A 15,240-nucleotide genomic window follows, 5' to 3' on the forward strand; every position below is an offset into this window, starting at 1 on the left:
CCTCCTCGTAAAAATGCCGCCACACGAGAGTGCCGCCATAGGCGAGCGTCCCGCACGCAGCGTGATGGGGGAAGAGGGGGTGACCCGATCAGGCCACGGAGGGTCACCTTTGGGTATCTCTGAGTATCTTCCGTTGTGTTCAATCACGCCCCCGCGCGCGGGGTGGGGCGTGGGGTGGTCAGGGGGTGGGGCGGCGGGTGGTCGGGCCGCGGGGCGGCGGGTGGTCAGGCGGTGGGGCGGCGGGTGGTCAGGCGGTGGTGCAGGGTGCGGGCCGAGGCGTCGGTGAGGGAGGCGATCTGGTCCACGATCACCCGCTTGCGCGCCCGGTCGTCCCCGGCCGCGTCGAACAGGGCACGGAACTGCGGGTCCAGGCCGTCCGGGGCGCGGGCGGTGAGGGCCTCGGCGAGTTCGGCGACCACGATCCGCTGGTCGGCCCGGAGCCGGGCCTGCTCGTCCCGCTGCATCACATACCGGTCGGCGACCGCCTTGAGCACCGCGCACTCCATCCGGGTGGCGCGCGGGACGACGAGTTCGGCGCCGTACCGGGTGAGGCGGCCCCCGCCGTACGCCGCTCTGGTGGCGGTCTCGGCGGCCAGGCAGAACCGGCCGATGAGCTGGCTGGTGGCGTCCTTGAGGCGGGCCTGGGCGACCGCCGAGCCGTCGTAGCCGTGCGGCCACCACTCGGCGTCGAGGAGGCGGTCCAGGGCGGCGGCGAGTTCGGCCGGGTCGGTGCCGGAGGGGACGTAGCGGCCGACGGCGACCGCGAAGACCGCCCGGCGTTCGGGTTCGGCGTGCAGGCAGTTGGGGTCGATGTGACCGGCGTGCAGTCCGTCCTCGACATCGTGGACGGAGTACGCCACGTCGTCGGACCAGTCCATGACCTGGGCCTCGAAGCAGGTGCGGGTGCCGGGGGCGTCCTCGCGGAGCCAGTCGAAGACGGGGCGGTCGTCGTCGTAGACACCGAATTTGCGGGAGGCGGGGTCGGTGGGGTGCGCTCCGCGCGGCCAGGGGTACTTGGTGGCGGCGTCCAGGGCGGCGCGGGTGAGGTTGAGGCCGACGGAGCCCCGCGGGGTGAATCGTTTGGGCTCGATGCGGGTGAGCAGGCGCAGGGACTGGGCGTTGCCCTCGAAGCCGCCGCAGTCCTCGGCGAACTCGTTGAGGGCTTGTTCGCCGTTGTGGCCGAACGGGGGATGGCCGAGGTCGTGGGAGAGGCAGGCCGCCTCGACGAGGTCGGGGTCGCAGCCGAGGGCCGCGCCGAGTTCCCGGCCGACCTGGGCGCACTCCAGGGAGTGGGTGAGGCGGGTGCGGGGGCTGGGGTCCCATGCCTGGGAGGTGCCGCCGGGGGTGACGACCTGCGTCTTTCCGGCGAGACGGCGGAGGGCGGCGGAGTGGAGGATGCGGGCGCGGTCGCGTTGGAAGGCGGTACGGCCGGGGCGTTTGTCGGGCTCGGGGGCCCAGCGGGTTGTCGCCGACGGTTCGTAGGGGGTGGCTTCCATGGGGTTGACAGTAGGTGGTGGGGGTGGGGTTTGGGGTGGTGGGGGTGGGTGCGGGGTTCTGTTGGGGGGGCCGGTGCGGGTGGGGGGTGGCTGGGCGCGCAGTTCCTCCCCCAGAGGGGGTACCCCCAGCGCCCCTAGAAGCAGGGCGTTGTTCTTGCGCGGGTGCCATCCGCGCGGAGCCGGGGCAGCCGTGCGCGGTTCCCCGCGCCCCTCGAAGGGCGTTGCCGGGTGGCCCGGGTGTAGCGGTGGAGGATCAGGTGGGGGAGGGCGGGGTGGGTGCCCAGGGGGGACGAGGCCAGCCAGGGGGACTCGGCGGCGCACTGGGTGGCGAAGCGGCCGGGGGCGGTGAAGTACGAGGCCACGGCGGTGCGGGGGCGGCCCTCGGCGCGCAGGGCGCTGATCGCCTCCGGGACGGTCGGGCGGGCGGCGGAGGCGTACGCGGGGCGGACGGGGACGCCGAGGCGGGCGGCAAGGAGGCGGGCGGTGCGGGCGGTGTCGCGGGCGGCCTCGGGGTCGCGGGAGCCCGCGGCGGCGAGGACGACGGCGGTCGTGCGGCGGTCGCGGTCCGTGAGGTGGCTGGGCCAGCCGGCCTCGGTCAGGCGGGTGTGGAGGGCCTCGGCGAGGAGGGGGTGGGGGCCGAGGGGCGGGGTGACGGTGGTGCGGAGGGGGGTGGTGGCGGCCAGGTCCGGGATGTCCCGTTTGACGTGGTAACCGCGGCTGAGGAGGAGGGGGACGAGGATCGCGCCGGGGGTGGGGGACGAGGAGAGGGGGGCGAGGGTGGCGAGGGTTTCCGGGAGCAGGGGGGCGTTCAGTTCCAGGTGGCCGAGGTGGACGGGGAGGTCGGGGCGCAGGGCGCGGACGCGGGCGGCGAGGGCGTGGACGGTGGTGAGGGCTCGGGGGTCGCGGCTGCCGTGGGCCACGAGGACGAGGGCGGGTGGGGGGCTGGGCGTGGGGTCGGACAGGGGGTCGGACAGGGGGTCGGGTGGGGTGGTCATGGGGAGAGGGTGGCGTGAGGAGATTGCTGGGCCGTTGCCCGGTTCGTCCTGGCTGTTTGCGGCGGGTTCACGGCGGTTCACCCTTTGGTGTGAGGAGGGGCGGGAACTCTGGCGGGGCTGGAACACGTTTTCGCTGGTGACGGGTGGAAGTGGGGCAGATGAGGGGTGGGGAGTGACGGTGGGAGTGGGGCTTCGCCGACTGCGGGTGCAGCGCCTTCGGATGCCGCGGTTGCGGGTGCCGCGTCCGCGGATGCCGCGGAGTACGGCCGGGAAGCGGCGGCTGGTGCAGGCCGTGATGGTGGTGTGCGTGCTGGGGCTGCTGCCGGCGACCTGGCTGCGGCTGACGACCGGTGACCGGTTGCGGACGGTCGCGGATGTGCCGCGCACGGATGTGGCCGTGGTCTTCGGCGCCGGGCTGCGCTGGGACGGCGAGCCGTCGCGGTACCTGGCGGACCGGCTGGACGCGGCGGCGGAGCTGTACCGGGCGGGACAGATCAGAGTCGTGCTGGTCACGGGCGACAACAGCCGGGAGGAGTACGACGAGCCGGACGCCATGCGGTCCTATCTGACCCGGCTGGGCGTGCCGGACGAGCGGATCGTCAGCGACCACGCCGGGTTCGACACCTGGGACTCGTGCGTGCGCGCCAAGGAGATCTTCGGGGTGGACGAGGCGATCCTGATCAGCCAGGACTTCCATATCCGCAGAGCGGTGGCGCTGTGCGAGGCGGCCGGGGTGTCGGGGTACGGCGTCGGGGTGGCCGACTACAGACCCGGGCCCTCGTACTCCGGAGGTGTCCGGGAGATCCTCGCGGCCGGAAAGGCGGCGTGGGATGTGGTGATGCGGCCCGATCCGACGTTCCTGGGGCCGCGCGAGGAGGGGGTACGGCAGGCGTTGACCTCGGACGGCCTGGCCTCGGACGCGACTTCGGGCGCGACTTCGGACGCGACTTCGGGCGCGGGCTCGGCGGAGTGAGCGGGGGCTGGGCCCTCACCGGGGTCTGGATCTCCAGTCGCCGCCCGCTATGAGGGTGCCGTGCGCCCGGAGCCGGGCGGCGACCGGTGGGGCGGCGAAGTACACCCAGGCGCGGACGGAGGTGCCGTCGGCGGTGCGGAGGACCTCGCGGTCGGCGCGGTGGTAGAGGCTGCGGGGGTCGCCGGGGGTGTACTCCTCCAGGAGGTCCAGGGCGCGGAGGAGTTGGGGGTAGTTCTCGGGCCGGGCGGTGATCAGTTCGCCGTGGACCGTCTCGCCGGGGGTGGGGACGGCGTAGGGGTAGCCGGGGCCGTCGTAGAGCGTGGCGCCGATGAGGTGGGCGGGCTCCTCGGCGTGGGTGCGGCCGAGGAGGTGGGTGGTGTGGTTGGGCTCACCGGGGCGCAGGGTGCCGTAGACGAAGAAGGGGAGGTTCACGCTGGGGATTGTGCATCAGGCGGGTCCGTCGGCCGAGGGGTGGGCGGCGGTGGTGGCGAGGAAGGCGCGGAGGGTGGGGGCGAGGGCGCGGGCGAGGTCTTCGGCGGTTTTGAGGTCGTCGCCGATCGGGGTGGTGGCGAGGTGTCCGCCGGGGAGGGTGGCGGCGGCCTGTTGGGCGAGGGTGGTGGGGTGGCGTGGGTCGGTGCCGGGGAAGACGAGGGTGGGGGTGGTGATGGCGGCGAGTTCGTCGACGCTGCGGAAGGAGCGGTCGTGGCCGATGGCGGCTGCGGCGACGATGCTGGCGGGGTCGGAGCGGGGGATCGCGTCGCGCACCATGGCGCCGACGACGGGCGGGAAGTCGGCGAGGATCGGTTCCCAGCCGGCCTCGATACCGTCCGTGGCGACGCGGGCGGCGAAGGCGTCGAGGAAGCGGATCTCGGCCTGTTTCGCCTCGTCGTCCTCAATGTCCTCGACGCTGATCAGCACGGCGGCGCGGACGCGGTCGGGGTGTGCGGCGGCGGTGCGGAGGGTGATCGTGGAGCCGAGACCCGCCCCGGCGAGCACGGCGTCGGGGAGGTTCAGATGGTCCAGGAGAGCGATGACGTCCTCGGTGTACTGGGCCCAGGTGTGGCGGGCCGGGTCGGTGCAGACGGAGCGGCCGTAGCCGCGCAGATCGGGGAGGACGATCGTGCCGAGGTCGGCGAGCCGTTCGGCCAGCGGGAGCATGCTGCGGTGATCGGGGCCGCCCGCGTGCAGCAGGACCAGAGCGGGGCCCGCTCCGAGGGTGGTGGCGTGGAGGGTGCAGTCGTCGGTGGTGAGGGAGGTCGTGGCGGTCCGGTGGCTGAGCTGTGCCATGCGGCCGAACCTAGGGCGGGTGCGGTGGTGGCCGGTACGGGGTGATCCGCCGATCGGTGTCGTGATTCCGCCAGGGGCGTTGCGGGAGCGGTGCGGTGGGTCGGCCGGTCCGCCACCTCCTAGAGGTCACGGAGGTTCCAGGAGTGGGTGCGGACGTGGTTGCGGTAGAGGAAGCAGGCGTCTCCCCTCGGTCCTCCGGGGACCCCGCACCAGGTGAGGTTCTCGAACCGCATCGGGCCGGCGGTCCGCCAGCGGGCCCACAGGGGTGGGGCGTGGCTGTCCGGCCAGTCCCAGATGTGGCAGGCGTGCTCGCAGGCGTGCCAGGCGCCGAGTTCGCAACGGACGGGGGCCAGGGCGGGTCGCAGATCGGCCCTGAGGACCTTGCCCTGCCCGGCGATGATCGCCAGCAGCAGCCGACCGGACGGTACGTCGGAGGTGGCCCCGCATTGCCGCATCACCGGGCCGTGCGGTTGCCCTCCGGGCGGGGTCACAACACCTCACCCCGGCTGCGGGCGTTGGCGCGGACGGTCTTGGCCCGCAGTCGCTCGGTGGGGTTCGCAGGGCGGGTGTCGGCGGGGGCGACGGTCCATTCGATGCCACCGGTGACGGGGCGCAGGTGCCAGAGCCCGGCCTGAGCGCCGCGGAACTCTCCGATGCGGTCGTGCGCCTTGTCCATCAACAGGGTTCCGATGGAAGGGAGTTGGGGGGATGTGGCGGGGGTGGGGGGTTTGGGGGGCATGGCGACTCCTCTCCGTAGTGGAATCACTACCAAGCGCGTTCAGAGTGGCCTAGGGTGAGGAGTCATTCAACGTGTCGGAGCAGGACGAAAGGTCGGTGCTGGGCTCATGAACATCAAGGAACTGAACCCGGACAGCTCCCCGCGCGCCGCGTTCGGGGCGCGTGTACGCACGCTGCGAGAGGAACGTGGCTGGACGCAGGAGCAGTTAGGCGAGGAGATGGGATATTCCAGCACGCATATTTCGTCAGTTGAAACCGGTCGCAAAATGCCAACCTTGCGGCTGGCTCGTCGCTTGGATCTGGCCTTCGGAAGCGACGACGCGTTCGAGCGGGAGTGGCGGGAGATTCGGCACGGCGTGCTGCTGGAGGGATTCCCGGAGTACGTCGGGTATGAGGAACGGGCGGTAGAGATCCGGCTGTACGAGATCGGGATCATTCCTGGGCTCTTGCAGACCCCGGCCTACGCGGCGGTGTTGGCCGACAGCGCTGTGGAGCGCGGGGCGATCACGTCCGAACAGGCCGACGAGCGAGTGACGTTCCTCATGGAGCGGCAGCAGGCCCTGGAACGGCGGCGTCCACCTATGGTGTTCCTGGTGATGGACGAGAGCTGCATTCGGCGGCCGGTCGGCAGCCCTGAGGTCATGAACGCGCAGTTCGACCGCTTGGTCGAGTTCGCGGGCCGTCCCAATACCGTGCTTCAGGTGGCACCGTTCTCCATGGGGGAGCGCCGCACATTCAACCTGCCGGTCAACTTGCTTACAATGCCTGACCGTTCAGTCTTCGCCTACGCAGAGTCCCAAACGCAGGGGCACTTGGACCGGGAAGCGACCTCCGTGCTTCCGATACTGACGGCCTACCATCAGCTACAGGCCGAAGCGCTCTCTCAGGCAGCATCCGTGGCCATGATCCATGAGGTACGAAAGGGCATCCAGTGACGACCGACGAGACCCCCCGCTGGTTCAAGTCTTCCTACAGCGACAATGGCGGCAACTGCGTCGAGGTCGCCGCCAACCTCGCCGCCATAAGTGGCGTGGTCCCCATCCGCGACTCCAAGAACCCCACCGGCCCCACCCTGACCCTCCCCGTCAACGCCTTCGCACTCTTCGTGGCGGACATCAAGGGTCAGCAGCAATGACCGACGAGACCCCCGACTGGTTCAAGTCGTCGCACAGCGACAACGGCGGCGTCTGCGTCGAGATCGCCACCAACCTCACCCCCTCCCACGGCATAGTCCCCATCCGCGACTCCAAGAACCCCACCGGCCCCACCCTGGCACCCTCCGTCAGCGCCTTCGCGTTCTTCCTGGCGGACGTCAAGAACCACTGACCTCCCGGTCGACCCCGAAAGCCCCGCCGCCCGCGAGCGCCGCCGCGGGGCTTTCCCCCTCTGCTGGCACGCCCCGTCACCCATTCACCCCCGCACCCCCCACTTTCTCCGCACCCACCCCGCCCTCCCCCGTGACCTGCTGAAACGCGGAGCGGAATCCGCCCCCCGCCCCCCTCTCGCCCCGCCCCCTCGACAAGCGCGTCCGGCCCGTTGCCCGTTTCCTCGGAGAGGAAGCGCAACCGACCGAGACGACGGCTCGAAGGAGCGATCGATGCGACGTACCGCCCGGCTGCTGGCCGCCACCGCGCTAGCCATCACCGGCGCGGCCGGTCTCGCCGCACCCGCCCATGGAGGCGGCACACCCCCCGTCGCCGGGACCATCGACATCACCCCCCGTACCGTCGCCCCCGGCACCCATGTCACCGCCACCACCGACGCCTGCGCCGGGCGCGGCAGTGCCGACGGGGACGCCAGTGCGGTCGGCGCCGGACGGTTCACGCTCGCGCCGAGCAGCGACGAGGGCAGGGCCATCGGCCAGTTCAAGGTGCCGCCGAGCGCGCAGCCGGGGACGTACGAGATCGTCGCGAAGTGCGCCGAGGGCGGGCGGCAGGTGCTGGGCGATCTGGTCGTGGCCCTCGGTCCCGCGCACGGCGGGGCGGCGGTGCATCCGCGCGGAAGTGTGAAGACGGGGGTCGGCGGCGCCCTGGGCCCCGACCCCGTACAGACCGCGGCCGGCGTGACGGCTCTCGCCGTCGCCGCCGCGGGCGGTACCTGGCTCCTGCATCGCCGGGCGAGAGGCGACGGGATGTGAGGGACGGACACCCTCCGCTGTCCGTCCACCGGTACCGCACGACCCCGGCCCCCTCCTGGTCCGACGCCCCTCGCGGCCCGGAGGGGGCACGGGGAGAAGGAAGAGAAGGAGAGGGGGCTTGATGCGCTCTGTGGGGAACGCCGCGATAGCCGGGGTGACCGTCGTCTCCCTGTGCACCGGCCTGTGGCTGCTCGGACCCGGCGCCGCACGGGAGACACCGCCCCAGCCGTCCGCCGCCCAGGCGGGCACCGGCACCGGCACCGGTCCCGGAGCCCGGAGCGGGGCCGCGCCCGCGCTGCCGCCCTCCCCGCCGGACCGTATCCGCGTCCCCGGCATCCGCGTCGACGCCCCGCTGATGGGCCTCGGCCTCACCCCCGGCGGCAGCCTCGACGTCCCGCCCGCCGCCGACAAGAACCTGGCCGGGTGGTACGAGGCCGGAACCACCCCCGGGGAGACCGGCACCGCGATCGTCGCCGGGCATGTCGACAACCGGCAGGGGCCCGCCGTCTTCTACCGGCTCGGGGCGCTCCAGCGCGGCAGCCGGATCGAGGTGGAGCGGCGGGACGGCTCGGTCGCCGAGTTCACCGTGGACGCGGTGGAGGTGTACGACGCCGATGCCTTCCCCGACGACAAGGTGTACGGGGCCGCCGACCGGCCCGAGCTACGGGTGATCACCTGCGGCGGAGGGTACTCGCGGGACACCGGGTACCAGGGGAACGTGGTGGTGTTCGCCCATCTCACGGGGAGCCATTAGGGCCCCGCCAGGGGCCCTCCGGGCCGCGCCCGCGGTCGCGGAGCCGGTGGCGCAGCCGCCGCCGTGACCGCAGTTCCTGCGCCTGTGCCGTGCTGATGCCCAGCCACAGCAGGAAGGGGATGACGAGATAGCCGCCCACACCCCCGGTGGCGACGAGCGCCACCAGACCCACCGCACCGCCTCCCGCCCAGATCACGAACGCGACCAGCATCGGCAGGGAGGACGGAGGCTCGACCGGGGCCGATGCTGGGGCATCCGCTGACGGGACGGGTGCCTCCGTCGGGGACTCGGCGCGGGCCCGCGTGTACGCACCGGGCTGCCGGTGCTCCGCTGCCTGCGTCGGCACCGGACCGACGGCCCGGCCGTCGATGAGGCCGAGGAGTTGGTCGAGCGTCGCCCGGTGTGCCGGATCCTTGTGCAGACAGGCGCTCAGGACCGGCCGCAGCCTGGACGGTACGGCGGTGAGGTCCGGCTCGTCGTGCACCACCCGGTACAGCACCGAGGCGGCGCCACCGGAGCCGAAGGGCTCCCGCCCCGTGACCGCGAAGAACAGCACACCGCCCAGCGAGAAGACATCGCTGGGCGGTGTGAGTTCGGCGCCTTCCGCCTGTTCCGGTGACATGAACCCGGGCGTGCCGACGATCAGGCCGGTCCCGGTGACCCGTGTGGTCCCGTCGAAGGCGCGGGCTATGCCGAAGTCGATGAGCCGCGGACCGTTGCCGGTCATCAGGACATTGGGCGGCTTCAGGTCCCGGTGGATCAGCCCGGCGCGGTGTACGGACTCCAGCGCCTCGGCGAGTCCGCCGGCCAGCCGCAGCCCGTCGGCCTCGTCCAGCGGGCCCCGCCGGTGGACGAGGGTGCCCAGGTCCGGGGCGTCGATGTAGTCGCTGGCCAGCCAGGGGACCGCGGCATCGGGGTCGGCGTCGATGACGGGTGCGGTCCACGCCCCGCCGACCCTGCGGGCGGCTTCGATCTCCCGCCGGAAACGCGTCCGGAACTCCGTGTCCGCGGCGACATCCGGTCTGATCACCTTCACCGCCACGCGGCGCCCACTGCGCGAACTGCCCAGGTAGACCTTGCCCATACCGCCTTCCCCGAGCACCCCGAGCAGGCGGTACGACCCTATGCCGCGCGGATCTCCGGCACCCAGACCTCTGACCATGCGCGCTTCCCCCGCCTCCCGAAGCCCTGCCTGCGCCCAGGGTAGTCACGGCAGGAGCCGGTGGGGCCCGTGCCGCACTCTCCGCTCCGAACGGGACCTTCTAGACCAGAGCGGCGGAGTCGGAGCGAGTCCCCGGCCCCGGCCCTGAACCCGACCCCGGCTCCAGCCCCGGCTCCGGCTCCGGCTCCGGCTCCGGCTCCGGCGGTACCCCCTCCACGTTCGCCCTCCCCCACGCCCCCAGCGGCTCCAGTGCCGCGTTCAGGGACGTACCGCGGGCCGTCAGCGAGTACTCCACCCTCGGCGGCACCTCGTCGTACTCCTCCCGGTGCACGATGCCGTCCGCCTCCAGTTCGCGCAGTTGCGCGGCCAGGACCTTCTCGGTGACGCCCGGCAGTTCCCGGCGCAGTTCACCGAAGCGGTGCGGCCGTTCGTCCAGCGCCCACAGGATCAGCACCTTCCACTTGCCGCCGATCACATCCATCGCCGCGTCGATCCCGCAGAAATACCGCCCCGGCCGTCGCCCGCTCGGCATCCCGGGCCCCCTTCCGTCGTCACCGGCGTCCGGCACCTCGCTGAGCTGGACGCTATCCCCGAGGTAACCACCCACTCCGAAGTACGTACTTGAGCAGGCATGTTCCCCACCCCGAGGCTAAACGCCATGACCGACATCGACACCGACGCCGACATCGACACCGAGACCGAAACCGCGACCGTGACCGCGACGGCACCGAAAACCCCCACCCCCGTCACCCTCCTCGGCACCGGCGCCATGGGGACCGCCCTCGCCCGTGCCTGGCTCGGCGCCGGGCACCCCGTCACCGTCTGGAACCGCACCGCCGCCCGAGCCGCACCGCTCGCCGCCAAGGGCGCCACCGTCGCCGCGAGCGCGGCCGAGGCCGTCGCCGCCGGTCGGCTGGTGATCGTCTGTCTGCTGGACGACGCCTCCGTCGGCGACGCCCTCGACGGCACCGATCTCGCCGGGCGCGACCTGGTCGACCTCACCACCGGGACCCCGGGCGACGCCCGCTCCCGTGCCGTCTGGGCCGAGCGGCGCGGGGCGCGCTTCCTGGACGGCGGGATCATGGCCGTACCGCCGATGATCGGGGACCCCTCGTCCGGTGGATATGTGCTCTACAGCGGGTCGGCGGAGCTGTTCGAGGAGCACCGGGAGACGCTCGCGGTGGCGGGCGGGACGACGTACGTGGGCGCGGACCCCGGTTTCGCCGGGCTGTACGACATCGCGCTGCTGAGCGGGCTGGATGGGGTGTTCACCGGGGTGCTGCACGCCTTCGCCATGCTGAGGAGGGAGGACATCGCGCCGACCGCGTTCGCCCCGCTGCTGGTGGACTGGCTCGCGGCGATGGCACCGCTCGCGCACGAGGTGGCCGGGCAACTGGAGAGCGGCGACTACCGCACCGGCGTCACCTCCAACCTCGCCATGATGGTCACCGGCACCCGGACCATGCGCCGGGCCGCCAAGGAGCAGGGCGTCACCACCGAGCTGTTCACCCCGATCTGGCGGCTGATGGAACTGCGCCTGGCCCAGGGCCACCCGGACGAGGGCAGCGCCGGGGTGGTGGATCTGCTTCTCACCTGAGGCATGCCCTAGCTGATCCACTGCTCGTACGCCATGTTCGCCACCAGCGCGAACACCACCGTCAGCAGCACCCCCCGCACGAAGCCGCTGCCCCGCTTCAGCGCGGTGCGCGCGCCGAGGGTGCCGCCCGCCAGGTTGAACACCGCCATCACCGCCGCCAACTGCCACAGCACCGCCCCCTGCCAGGCGAACATGGCCAGCGCCCCGGCGTTGGTACAGCAGTTGACGATCTTCGCGGTGGCGGACGCGGTCACCAGGTCGAGGTGGAGGACGGCGGTCAGGGCGAGGACCAGGAAGGTGCCGGTGCCGGGGCCGATCAGGCCGTCGTAGAAGCCGATGCCCAGGCCCGCCAGGCCGATCGCGGCGAGTGTGCGGCGGCGGGACGCCGGGCCGGGGGCGGGGGCCGTACCGAACGTGGGCCTGAGGATGACGAAGGCCGCCACGCCCAGCAGCACCACCATGACGACCGGCTTCAGCACCTCGGTGCTCATCCCGGCCGCGAGGAAGGCGCCCCCGGAGGAACCGGCGAGGGCCGCGAGCCCGATCCGGACGGCCGTGCGGACCTCGACGGGGGTCCTGCGGGCGTAGGTGATCGCCGCACCCGTGGTGCCGACGATGGCGACCGCCTTGTTGGTGCCGAGGGCGTGCGCGGCGGGGGTGGTGCCGGGCAGGCCCAGCAGCAGCGCGGGCAGGAGCAGCAGCCCGCCCCCGCCGACCACCGCGTCGATCCAGCCGGCCGCGAGGGCGGCGAGGCAGAGCACGGCGAGGGTGGTCAGGGATATGTCGGGCATGATCGCGACCCTAGGGCCTGCCCCCGACCCCCCTCGCACCCACCCCCGGCAGCCGTGAGCCCCCTCCCACGGCTGGAGGCCCCTCCCACGGCTGGAGGCCCCTCCCATGGCCGGAGGCCCCTCACACCCACCCCCCACCCCCGCTGAGCGCAGCGTTCCCCCCGGGAAACAGGTGCGATGCGGTCGGGAAACCTCCGCCGCGCACGCTTCCGGGCATCACCACTCGCCGGTTCGGACGACGGAGGCTGCCGCGCATGACCGACACCCCAGGAGGCACCCCAGGAGGCACCCCGGGGGGCACCGCAGGAGGCACCGCAGGGGCCACCGCCACGATCGTGCTCGTCGGCCACGGCATGGTCGGCCAGCGGTTCCTGGAGGCGCTCGCCGAGCGGGGCCTGACGGCGACCCACCGGGTGGTGGTACTCGCGGAGGAGTCGCGTCCGGCGTACGACCGGGTGCGGTTGACGTCGTACTTCTCGGGGCGTACCCCCGAGGAGCTGTCCCTCACCGACCCGGAGTTCCTCGCGGCGCACGGGATCGAGCTGCGGCTCGGCGACCCGGCGGAACGGATCGACCGCGCCGCCCGGACGGTGACCGCCCGCTCGGGCGAGGTCCTCCGCTACGACACCCTCGTCCTCGCCACCGGCTCCTTCCCCTTCGTCCCGCCGGTGCCGCACCAGGACGCCGAGGGCTGCTTCGTGTACCGGACCATGGACGACCTGCTCGCCATCGAGGCGTACGCGCGGGCCGGGGCCCGGACCGGGGCGGTCGTGGGCGGCGGGCTGCTCGGGCTGGAGGCGGCGGGCGCGCTGCAAGGGCTGGGACTGGCCACGCACATCGTGGAGTTCGCGCCGCGGCTGATGCCGGTCCAGGTGGACGAGGGCGGCGGCGCGGCGCTGCTGCGGACGGTGGAGGGGATGGGGCTGAGCGTCCACACCGGGACCGGCACCCAGGAGATCGTCACGGACGCGGCGGGCGCGGTGAGCGGGATGCGGCTGTCGGACGGGTCGGAGCTGGATGTCGATCTGGTGGTGTTCAGCGCCGGGGTCCGGCCGCGCGACCAACTCGCCCGGGACTGCGGGCTGACCGTCGGCGAGCGCGGCGGCATCGCGGTGGACGAGCGGTGCCGTACGGTCTCCGACCCGGCCGTGTTCGCGATCGGCGAGTGCGCGCTCAGCCCGGACGGCCGGGTGTACGGGCTGGTGGCGCCGGGCTATGAGCAGGCGGAGACGGCGGCGGCGACCCTCGCGGCCGACGGGACGGCGACCCTCGCGGCCGACGGGGCGGCGTCCTTCACCGGCGCCGATCTCTCCACCAAGCTGAAGCTGCTCGGCGTGGATGTGGCGTCCTTCGGCGACGCGCACGGCACGGCGCCGGACTGCCTGGACGTGGTGTACTCCGACGCCCGGTCCGGGCTGTACAAGAAGCTGGTCGTCGCCCGGGACGGCACCCTGCTCGGCGGCATCCTGGTCGGCGACGCGGACGCGTACGGCACCCTGCGCGCGCTGACCGGTTCCGTGCCGCCGGTCGCGCCGGAGTCGCTGGTGCTGCCCGCGGGCGCGAGCGGCGGCGCCCAGCTCGGCCCCTCCGCCCTCCCGGACGACGCCGTGATCTGCTCCTGCCACAACGTCACCAAGGGCACCGTCCGCGCCGCCGTCACCGAGCACTCCTGCACCACCGTCCCCGAGGTGCGGAAGTGCACCCGGGCGGGCAGCGGCTGCGGGAGCTGCGCGAAGGTGCTGGGGCAACTCGTCTCCGCGGAGCTGGAGGCGAGCGGCGTCGAGGTCGACAAGGGCCTGTGCGGCTGCTTCGCCCGCACCCGCGAGGAGCTGTACGAGATCGTCCTCGCCCTGCGGATCACCACCCACCGCGAACTGCTCGACCGCTACGGCCGCGAGAGCGCCCGGGACGGCGACGGCTGCGAGGTCTGCAAGCCCGCCATCGGCTCCATCATCGCCTCGCTCGCCGGGACGATCGGCGTGAGCGGCTATGTCCTGGACGGCGAACAGGCCACCCTCCAGGACAGCAACGATCACTTCCTCGCCAATCTCCAGCGGAATGGGTCGTACTCGGTCGTACCGCGCATCCCGGGGGGTGAGATCACCCCGGAGAAGCTGATCGTGATCGGGGAGATCGCCCGGGACTTCGGGCTGTACACCAAGATCACGGGTGGTCAGCGGATCGATCTCTTCGGCGCCCGGGTGGAGCAGCTCCCGCTGATCTGGACGCGGCTGGTCGACGCGGGCTTCGAGTCGGGGCACGCCTACGGCAAGGCGCTGCGGACGGTGAAGTCCTGCGTCGGGCAGACCTGGTGCCGCTACGGCGTGCAGGACTCGGTGCGGATGGCGATCGACCTGGAGCTGCGCTACCGGGGGCTGCGCTCCCCGCACAAGCTGAAGTCGGCGGTCTCCGGGTGCGCTCGGGAGTGCGCCGAGGCCCGGTCGAAGGACTTCGGCGTGATCGCCACGGCGAATGGCTGGAATCTGTACGTCGGTGGCAACGGGGGCGCCACCCCGCGCCACGCCGACCTGCTCGCCCAGGACCTGACCGACGCCGAGCTGATCCGCCTGATCGACCGGTTCCTGATGTTCTACATCCGGACCGCCGAGCGCCTGGAGCGCACCTCGACCTGGCTGGAGCGGCTGCCGGGCGGCCTGGACCATGTCCGGGACGTGGTGGTCGCGGACTCACTCGGGATCTGCGCGGAGCTGGAGCAACTGATGGCCGACCATGTGGCGCACTACCGCGACGAGTGGGCCGCGACCATCGCCGACCCGGAGAAGCTGGCCCGTTTCGTGTCCTTCGTGAACGCCCCCGACACCCCGGACCCGGTGGTCGGTTTCGTCGCCGAGCGCGATCAGATCAAGCCCGACCTGCCCCTGCTCTCCCTCGGCCTGCGCCCCGGCGCCGGTCCCGTCCTGGAAGGAACCGCCCCGCGATGACCACGGCAGCCCCCGCTCCCGCTTCCGTTCAGACAGAACTCAAGGTGCAGATCCGGGTGTCCGCCCACTCCTGGCTCACCGTCTGCGACCTGGGCACCCTGCTCCCCGGCCGGGGCGTCGCCGCCCTGCTGCCGGACGGCGGCCAGGCGGCGCTGTTCCGCGACCGGGCGGGACGGCTGTTCGCCATCGACAACCGCGATCCGTTCGGCGGGGCGGCGGTGCTCTCCCGCGGCCTGACCGGCACCCACGCGGGCCGCCCGTTCGTCGCCTCCCCCCTCCTCAAGCAGCGCTTCGACCTGGAGTCGGGGCGCTGCCTGGACGAGGAGGGGGTGGGGGTGCGGGTGTACGAGGTGCGGGCGGCGGCCTGA

General features: G+C 72.8%; 18 protein-coding genes. 9 read left to right on the top strand and 9 right to left on the bottom strand.

The window, feature by feature from the left end; translation table 11 throughout:
* Positions 1–224: 224 nt before the first annotated feature.
* On the bottom strand, positions 225–1,496 hold the full coding sequence (locus AB0O01_RS04635; RefSeq protein WP_365310967.1) for a deoxyguanosinetriphosphate triphosphohydrolase: 1,272 nt from the start codon (positions 1,494–1,496) through the stop codon (positions 225–227).
* Between the two features lie 134 nt (positions 1,497–1,630).
* Positions 1,631–2,491 carry a sirohydrochlorin chelatase gene (locus AB0O01_RS04640; protein ID WP_365310968.1) on the bottom strand — a complete coding sequence of 287 codons (861 nt, stop codon included), beginning with the start codon at positions 2,489–2,491 and terminating at the stop codon, positions 1,631–1,633.
* Between the two features lie 220 nt (positions 2,492–2,711).
* On the opposite strand from AB0O01_RS04640, the gene AB0O01_RS04645 reads away from it, so the two are divergent.
* The gene (locus tag AB0O01_RS04645) at positions 2,712–3,464 is read left to right on the top strand and encodes an ElyC/SanA/YdcF family protein (RefSeq protein WP_365311242.1); all 753 of its coding nucleotides are present in this window, start codon (positions 2,712–2,714) and stop codon (positions 3,462–3,464) included.
* 15 nt (positions 3,465–3,479) lie between these two features.
* Here AB0O01_RS04645 and AB0O01_RS04650 read toward each other — a convergent pair whose 3' ends face one another.
* From AB0O01_RS04650 to AB0O01_RS04665, 4 genes are all read right to left on the bottom strand, one after another.
* Complete coding sequence (locus tag AB0O01_RS04650; protein ID WP_365310969.1) at positions 3,480–3,896, bottom strand: gamma-glutamylcyclotransferase family protein; 417 nt, start codon at positions 3,894–3,896, stop codon at positions 3,480–3,482.
* Between the two features lie 15 nt (positions 3,897–3,911).
* Entirely contained in the window at positions 3,912–4,751 is an 840-nt protein-coding gene (locus tag AB0O01_RS04655) for an alpha/beta hydrolase (protein ID WP_365310970.1), read from the bottom strand.
* A 119-nt stretch (positions 4,752–4,870) separates the two neighbouring features.
* Positions 4,871–5,206, bottom strand: a complete 336-nt coding sequence (locus AB0O01_RS04660) for a hypothetical protein (protein ID WP_365310971.1) — start codon at positions 5,204–5,206, stop codon at positions 4,871–4,873.
* Positions 5,207–5,238: 32 nt separating this feature from the next.
* Positions 5,239–5,490 carry a hypothetical protein gene (locus AB0O01_RS04665; RefSeq protein ID WP_365310972.1) on the bottom strand — a complete coding sequence of 84 codons (252 nt, stop codon included), beginning with the start codon at positions 5,488–5,490 and terminating at the stop codon, positions 5,239–5,241.
* Positions 5,491–5,596: 106 nt separating this feature from the next.
* Between AB0O01_RS04665 and AB0O01_RS04670 the strand changes: the two genes are divergently transcribed.
* The 5 genes from AB0O01_RS04670 (at position 5,597) to AB0O01_RS04690 (ending at position 8,380) form a co-directional block, all read left to right on the top strand.
* On the top strand, positions 5,597–6,424 hold the full coding sequence (locus AB0O01_RS04670; RefSeq protein WP_365310973.1) for a helix-turn-helix transcriptional regulator: 828 nt from the start codon (positions 5,597–5,599) through the stop codon (positions 6,422–6,424).
* Complete coding sequence (locus AB0O01_RS04675; RefSeq protein WP_365310974.1) at positions 6,421–6,624, top strand: DUF397 domain-containing protein; 204 nt, start codon at positions 6,421–6,423, stop codon at positions 6,622–6,624. Before AB0O01_RS04670 ends, AB0O01_RS04675 begins: the two co-directional genes overlap by 4 nt.
* Positions 6,621–6,815 carry a DUF397 domain-containing protein gene (locus tag AB0O01_RS04680; protein ID WP_365310975.1) on the top strand — a complete coding sequence of 65 codons (195 nt, stop codon included), beginning with the start codon at positions 6,621–6,623 and terminating at the stop codon, positions 6,813–6,815. Before AB0O01_RS04675 ends, AB0O01_RS04680 begins: the two co-directional genes overlap by 4 nt.
* 271 nt (positions 6,816–7,086) lie before the next feature.
* On the top strand, positions 7,087–7,626 hold the full coding sequence (locus AB0O01_RS04685) for a hypothetical protein (RefSeq protein WP_365310976.1): 540 nt from the start codon (positions 7,087–7,089) through the stop codon (positions 7,624–7,626).
* 121 nt (positions 7,627–7,747) lie between these two features.
* Positions 7,748–8,380, top strand: a complete 633-nt coding sequence (locus tag AB0O01_RS04690; RefSeq protein WP_365310977.1) for a class F sortase — start codon at positions 7,748–7,750, stop codon at positions 8,378–8,380.
* Here the strand turns inward: AB0O01_RS04690 and AB0O01_RS04695 are convergent.
* A complete protein-coding gene (locus AB0O01_RS04695; protein WP_365310978.1) occupies positions 8,364–9,542 on the bottom strand; it encodes a serine/threonine-protein kinase in 1,179 nt (392 codons plus the stop codon). The genes AB0O01_RS04690 and AB0O01_RS04695 overlap by 17 nt on opposite strands.
* Before the next feature lie 100 nt (positions 9,543–9,642).
* Positions 9,643–10,074, bottom strand: coding sequence for a helix-turn-helix domain-containing protein (locus AB0O01_RS04700; protein ID WP_365310979.1), 432 nt, complete (start codon positions 10,072–10,074; stop codon positions 9,643–9,645).
* A 237-nt stretch (positions 10,075–10,311) separates the two neighbouring features.
* Between AB0O01_RS04700 and AB0O01_RS04705 the strand changes: the two genes are divergently transcribed.
* Positions 10,312–11,139, top strand: coding sequence for an NAD(P)-binding domain-containing protein (locus AB0O01_RS04705; protein ID WP_365311243.1), 828 nt, complete (start codon positions 10,312–10,314; stop codon positions 11,137–11,139).
* Between the two features lie 8 nt (positions 11,140–11,147).
* Here the strand turns inward: AB0O01_RS04705 and AB0O01_RS04710 are convergent, their stop codons facing one another.
* Positions 11,148–11,930, bottom strand: a complete 783-nt coding sequence (locus tag AB0O01_RS04710; protein WP_365310980.1) for a TSUP family transporter — start codon at positions 11,928–11,930, stop codon at positions 11,148–11,150.
* Positions 11,931–12,283: 353 nt separating this feature from the next.
* On the opposite strand from AB0O01_RS04710, the gene nirB reads away from it, so the two are divergent.
* Positions 12,284–14,872: a nitrite reductase large subunit NirB gene (gene nirB, locus AB0O01_RS04715; RefSeq protein WP_365311244.1), complete on the top strand. Its 2,589-nt coding sequence runs from the start codon at positions 12,284–12,286 to the stop codon at positions 14,870–14,872.
* Positions 14,869–15,240: a nitrite reductase small subunit NirD gene (gene nirD / locus AB0O01_RS04720; protein WP_365310981.1), complete on the top strand. Its 372-nt coding sequence runs from the start codon at positions 14,869–14,871 to the stop codon at positions 15,238–15,240. Before nirB ends, nirD begins: the two co-directional genes overlap by 4 nt.

Origin of the sequence: Streptomyces sp. NPDC093252 (genome assembly GCF_040683675.1) — a bacterium.
Classification (GTDB): domain Bacteria; phylum Actinomycetota; class Actinomycetes; order Streptomycetales; family Streptomycetaceae; genus Streptomyces.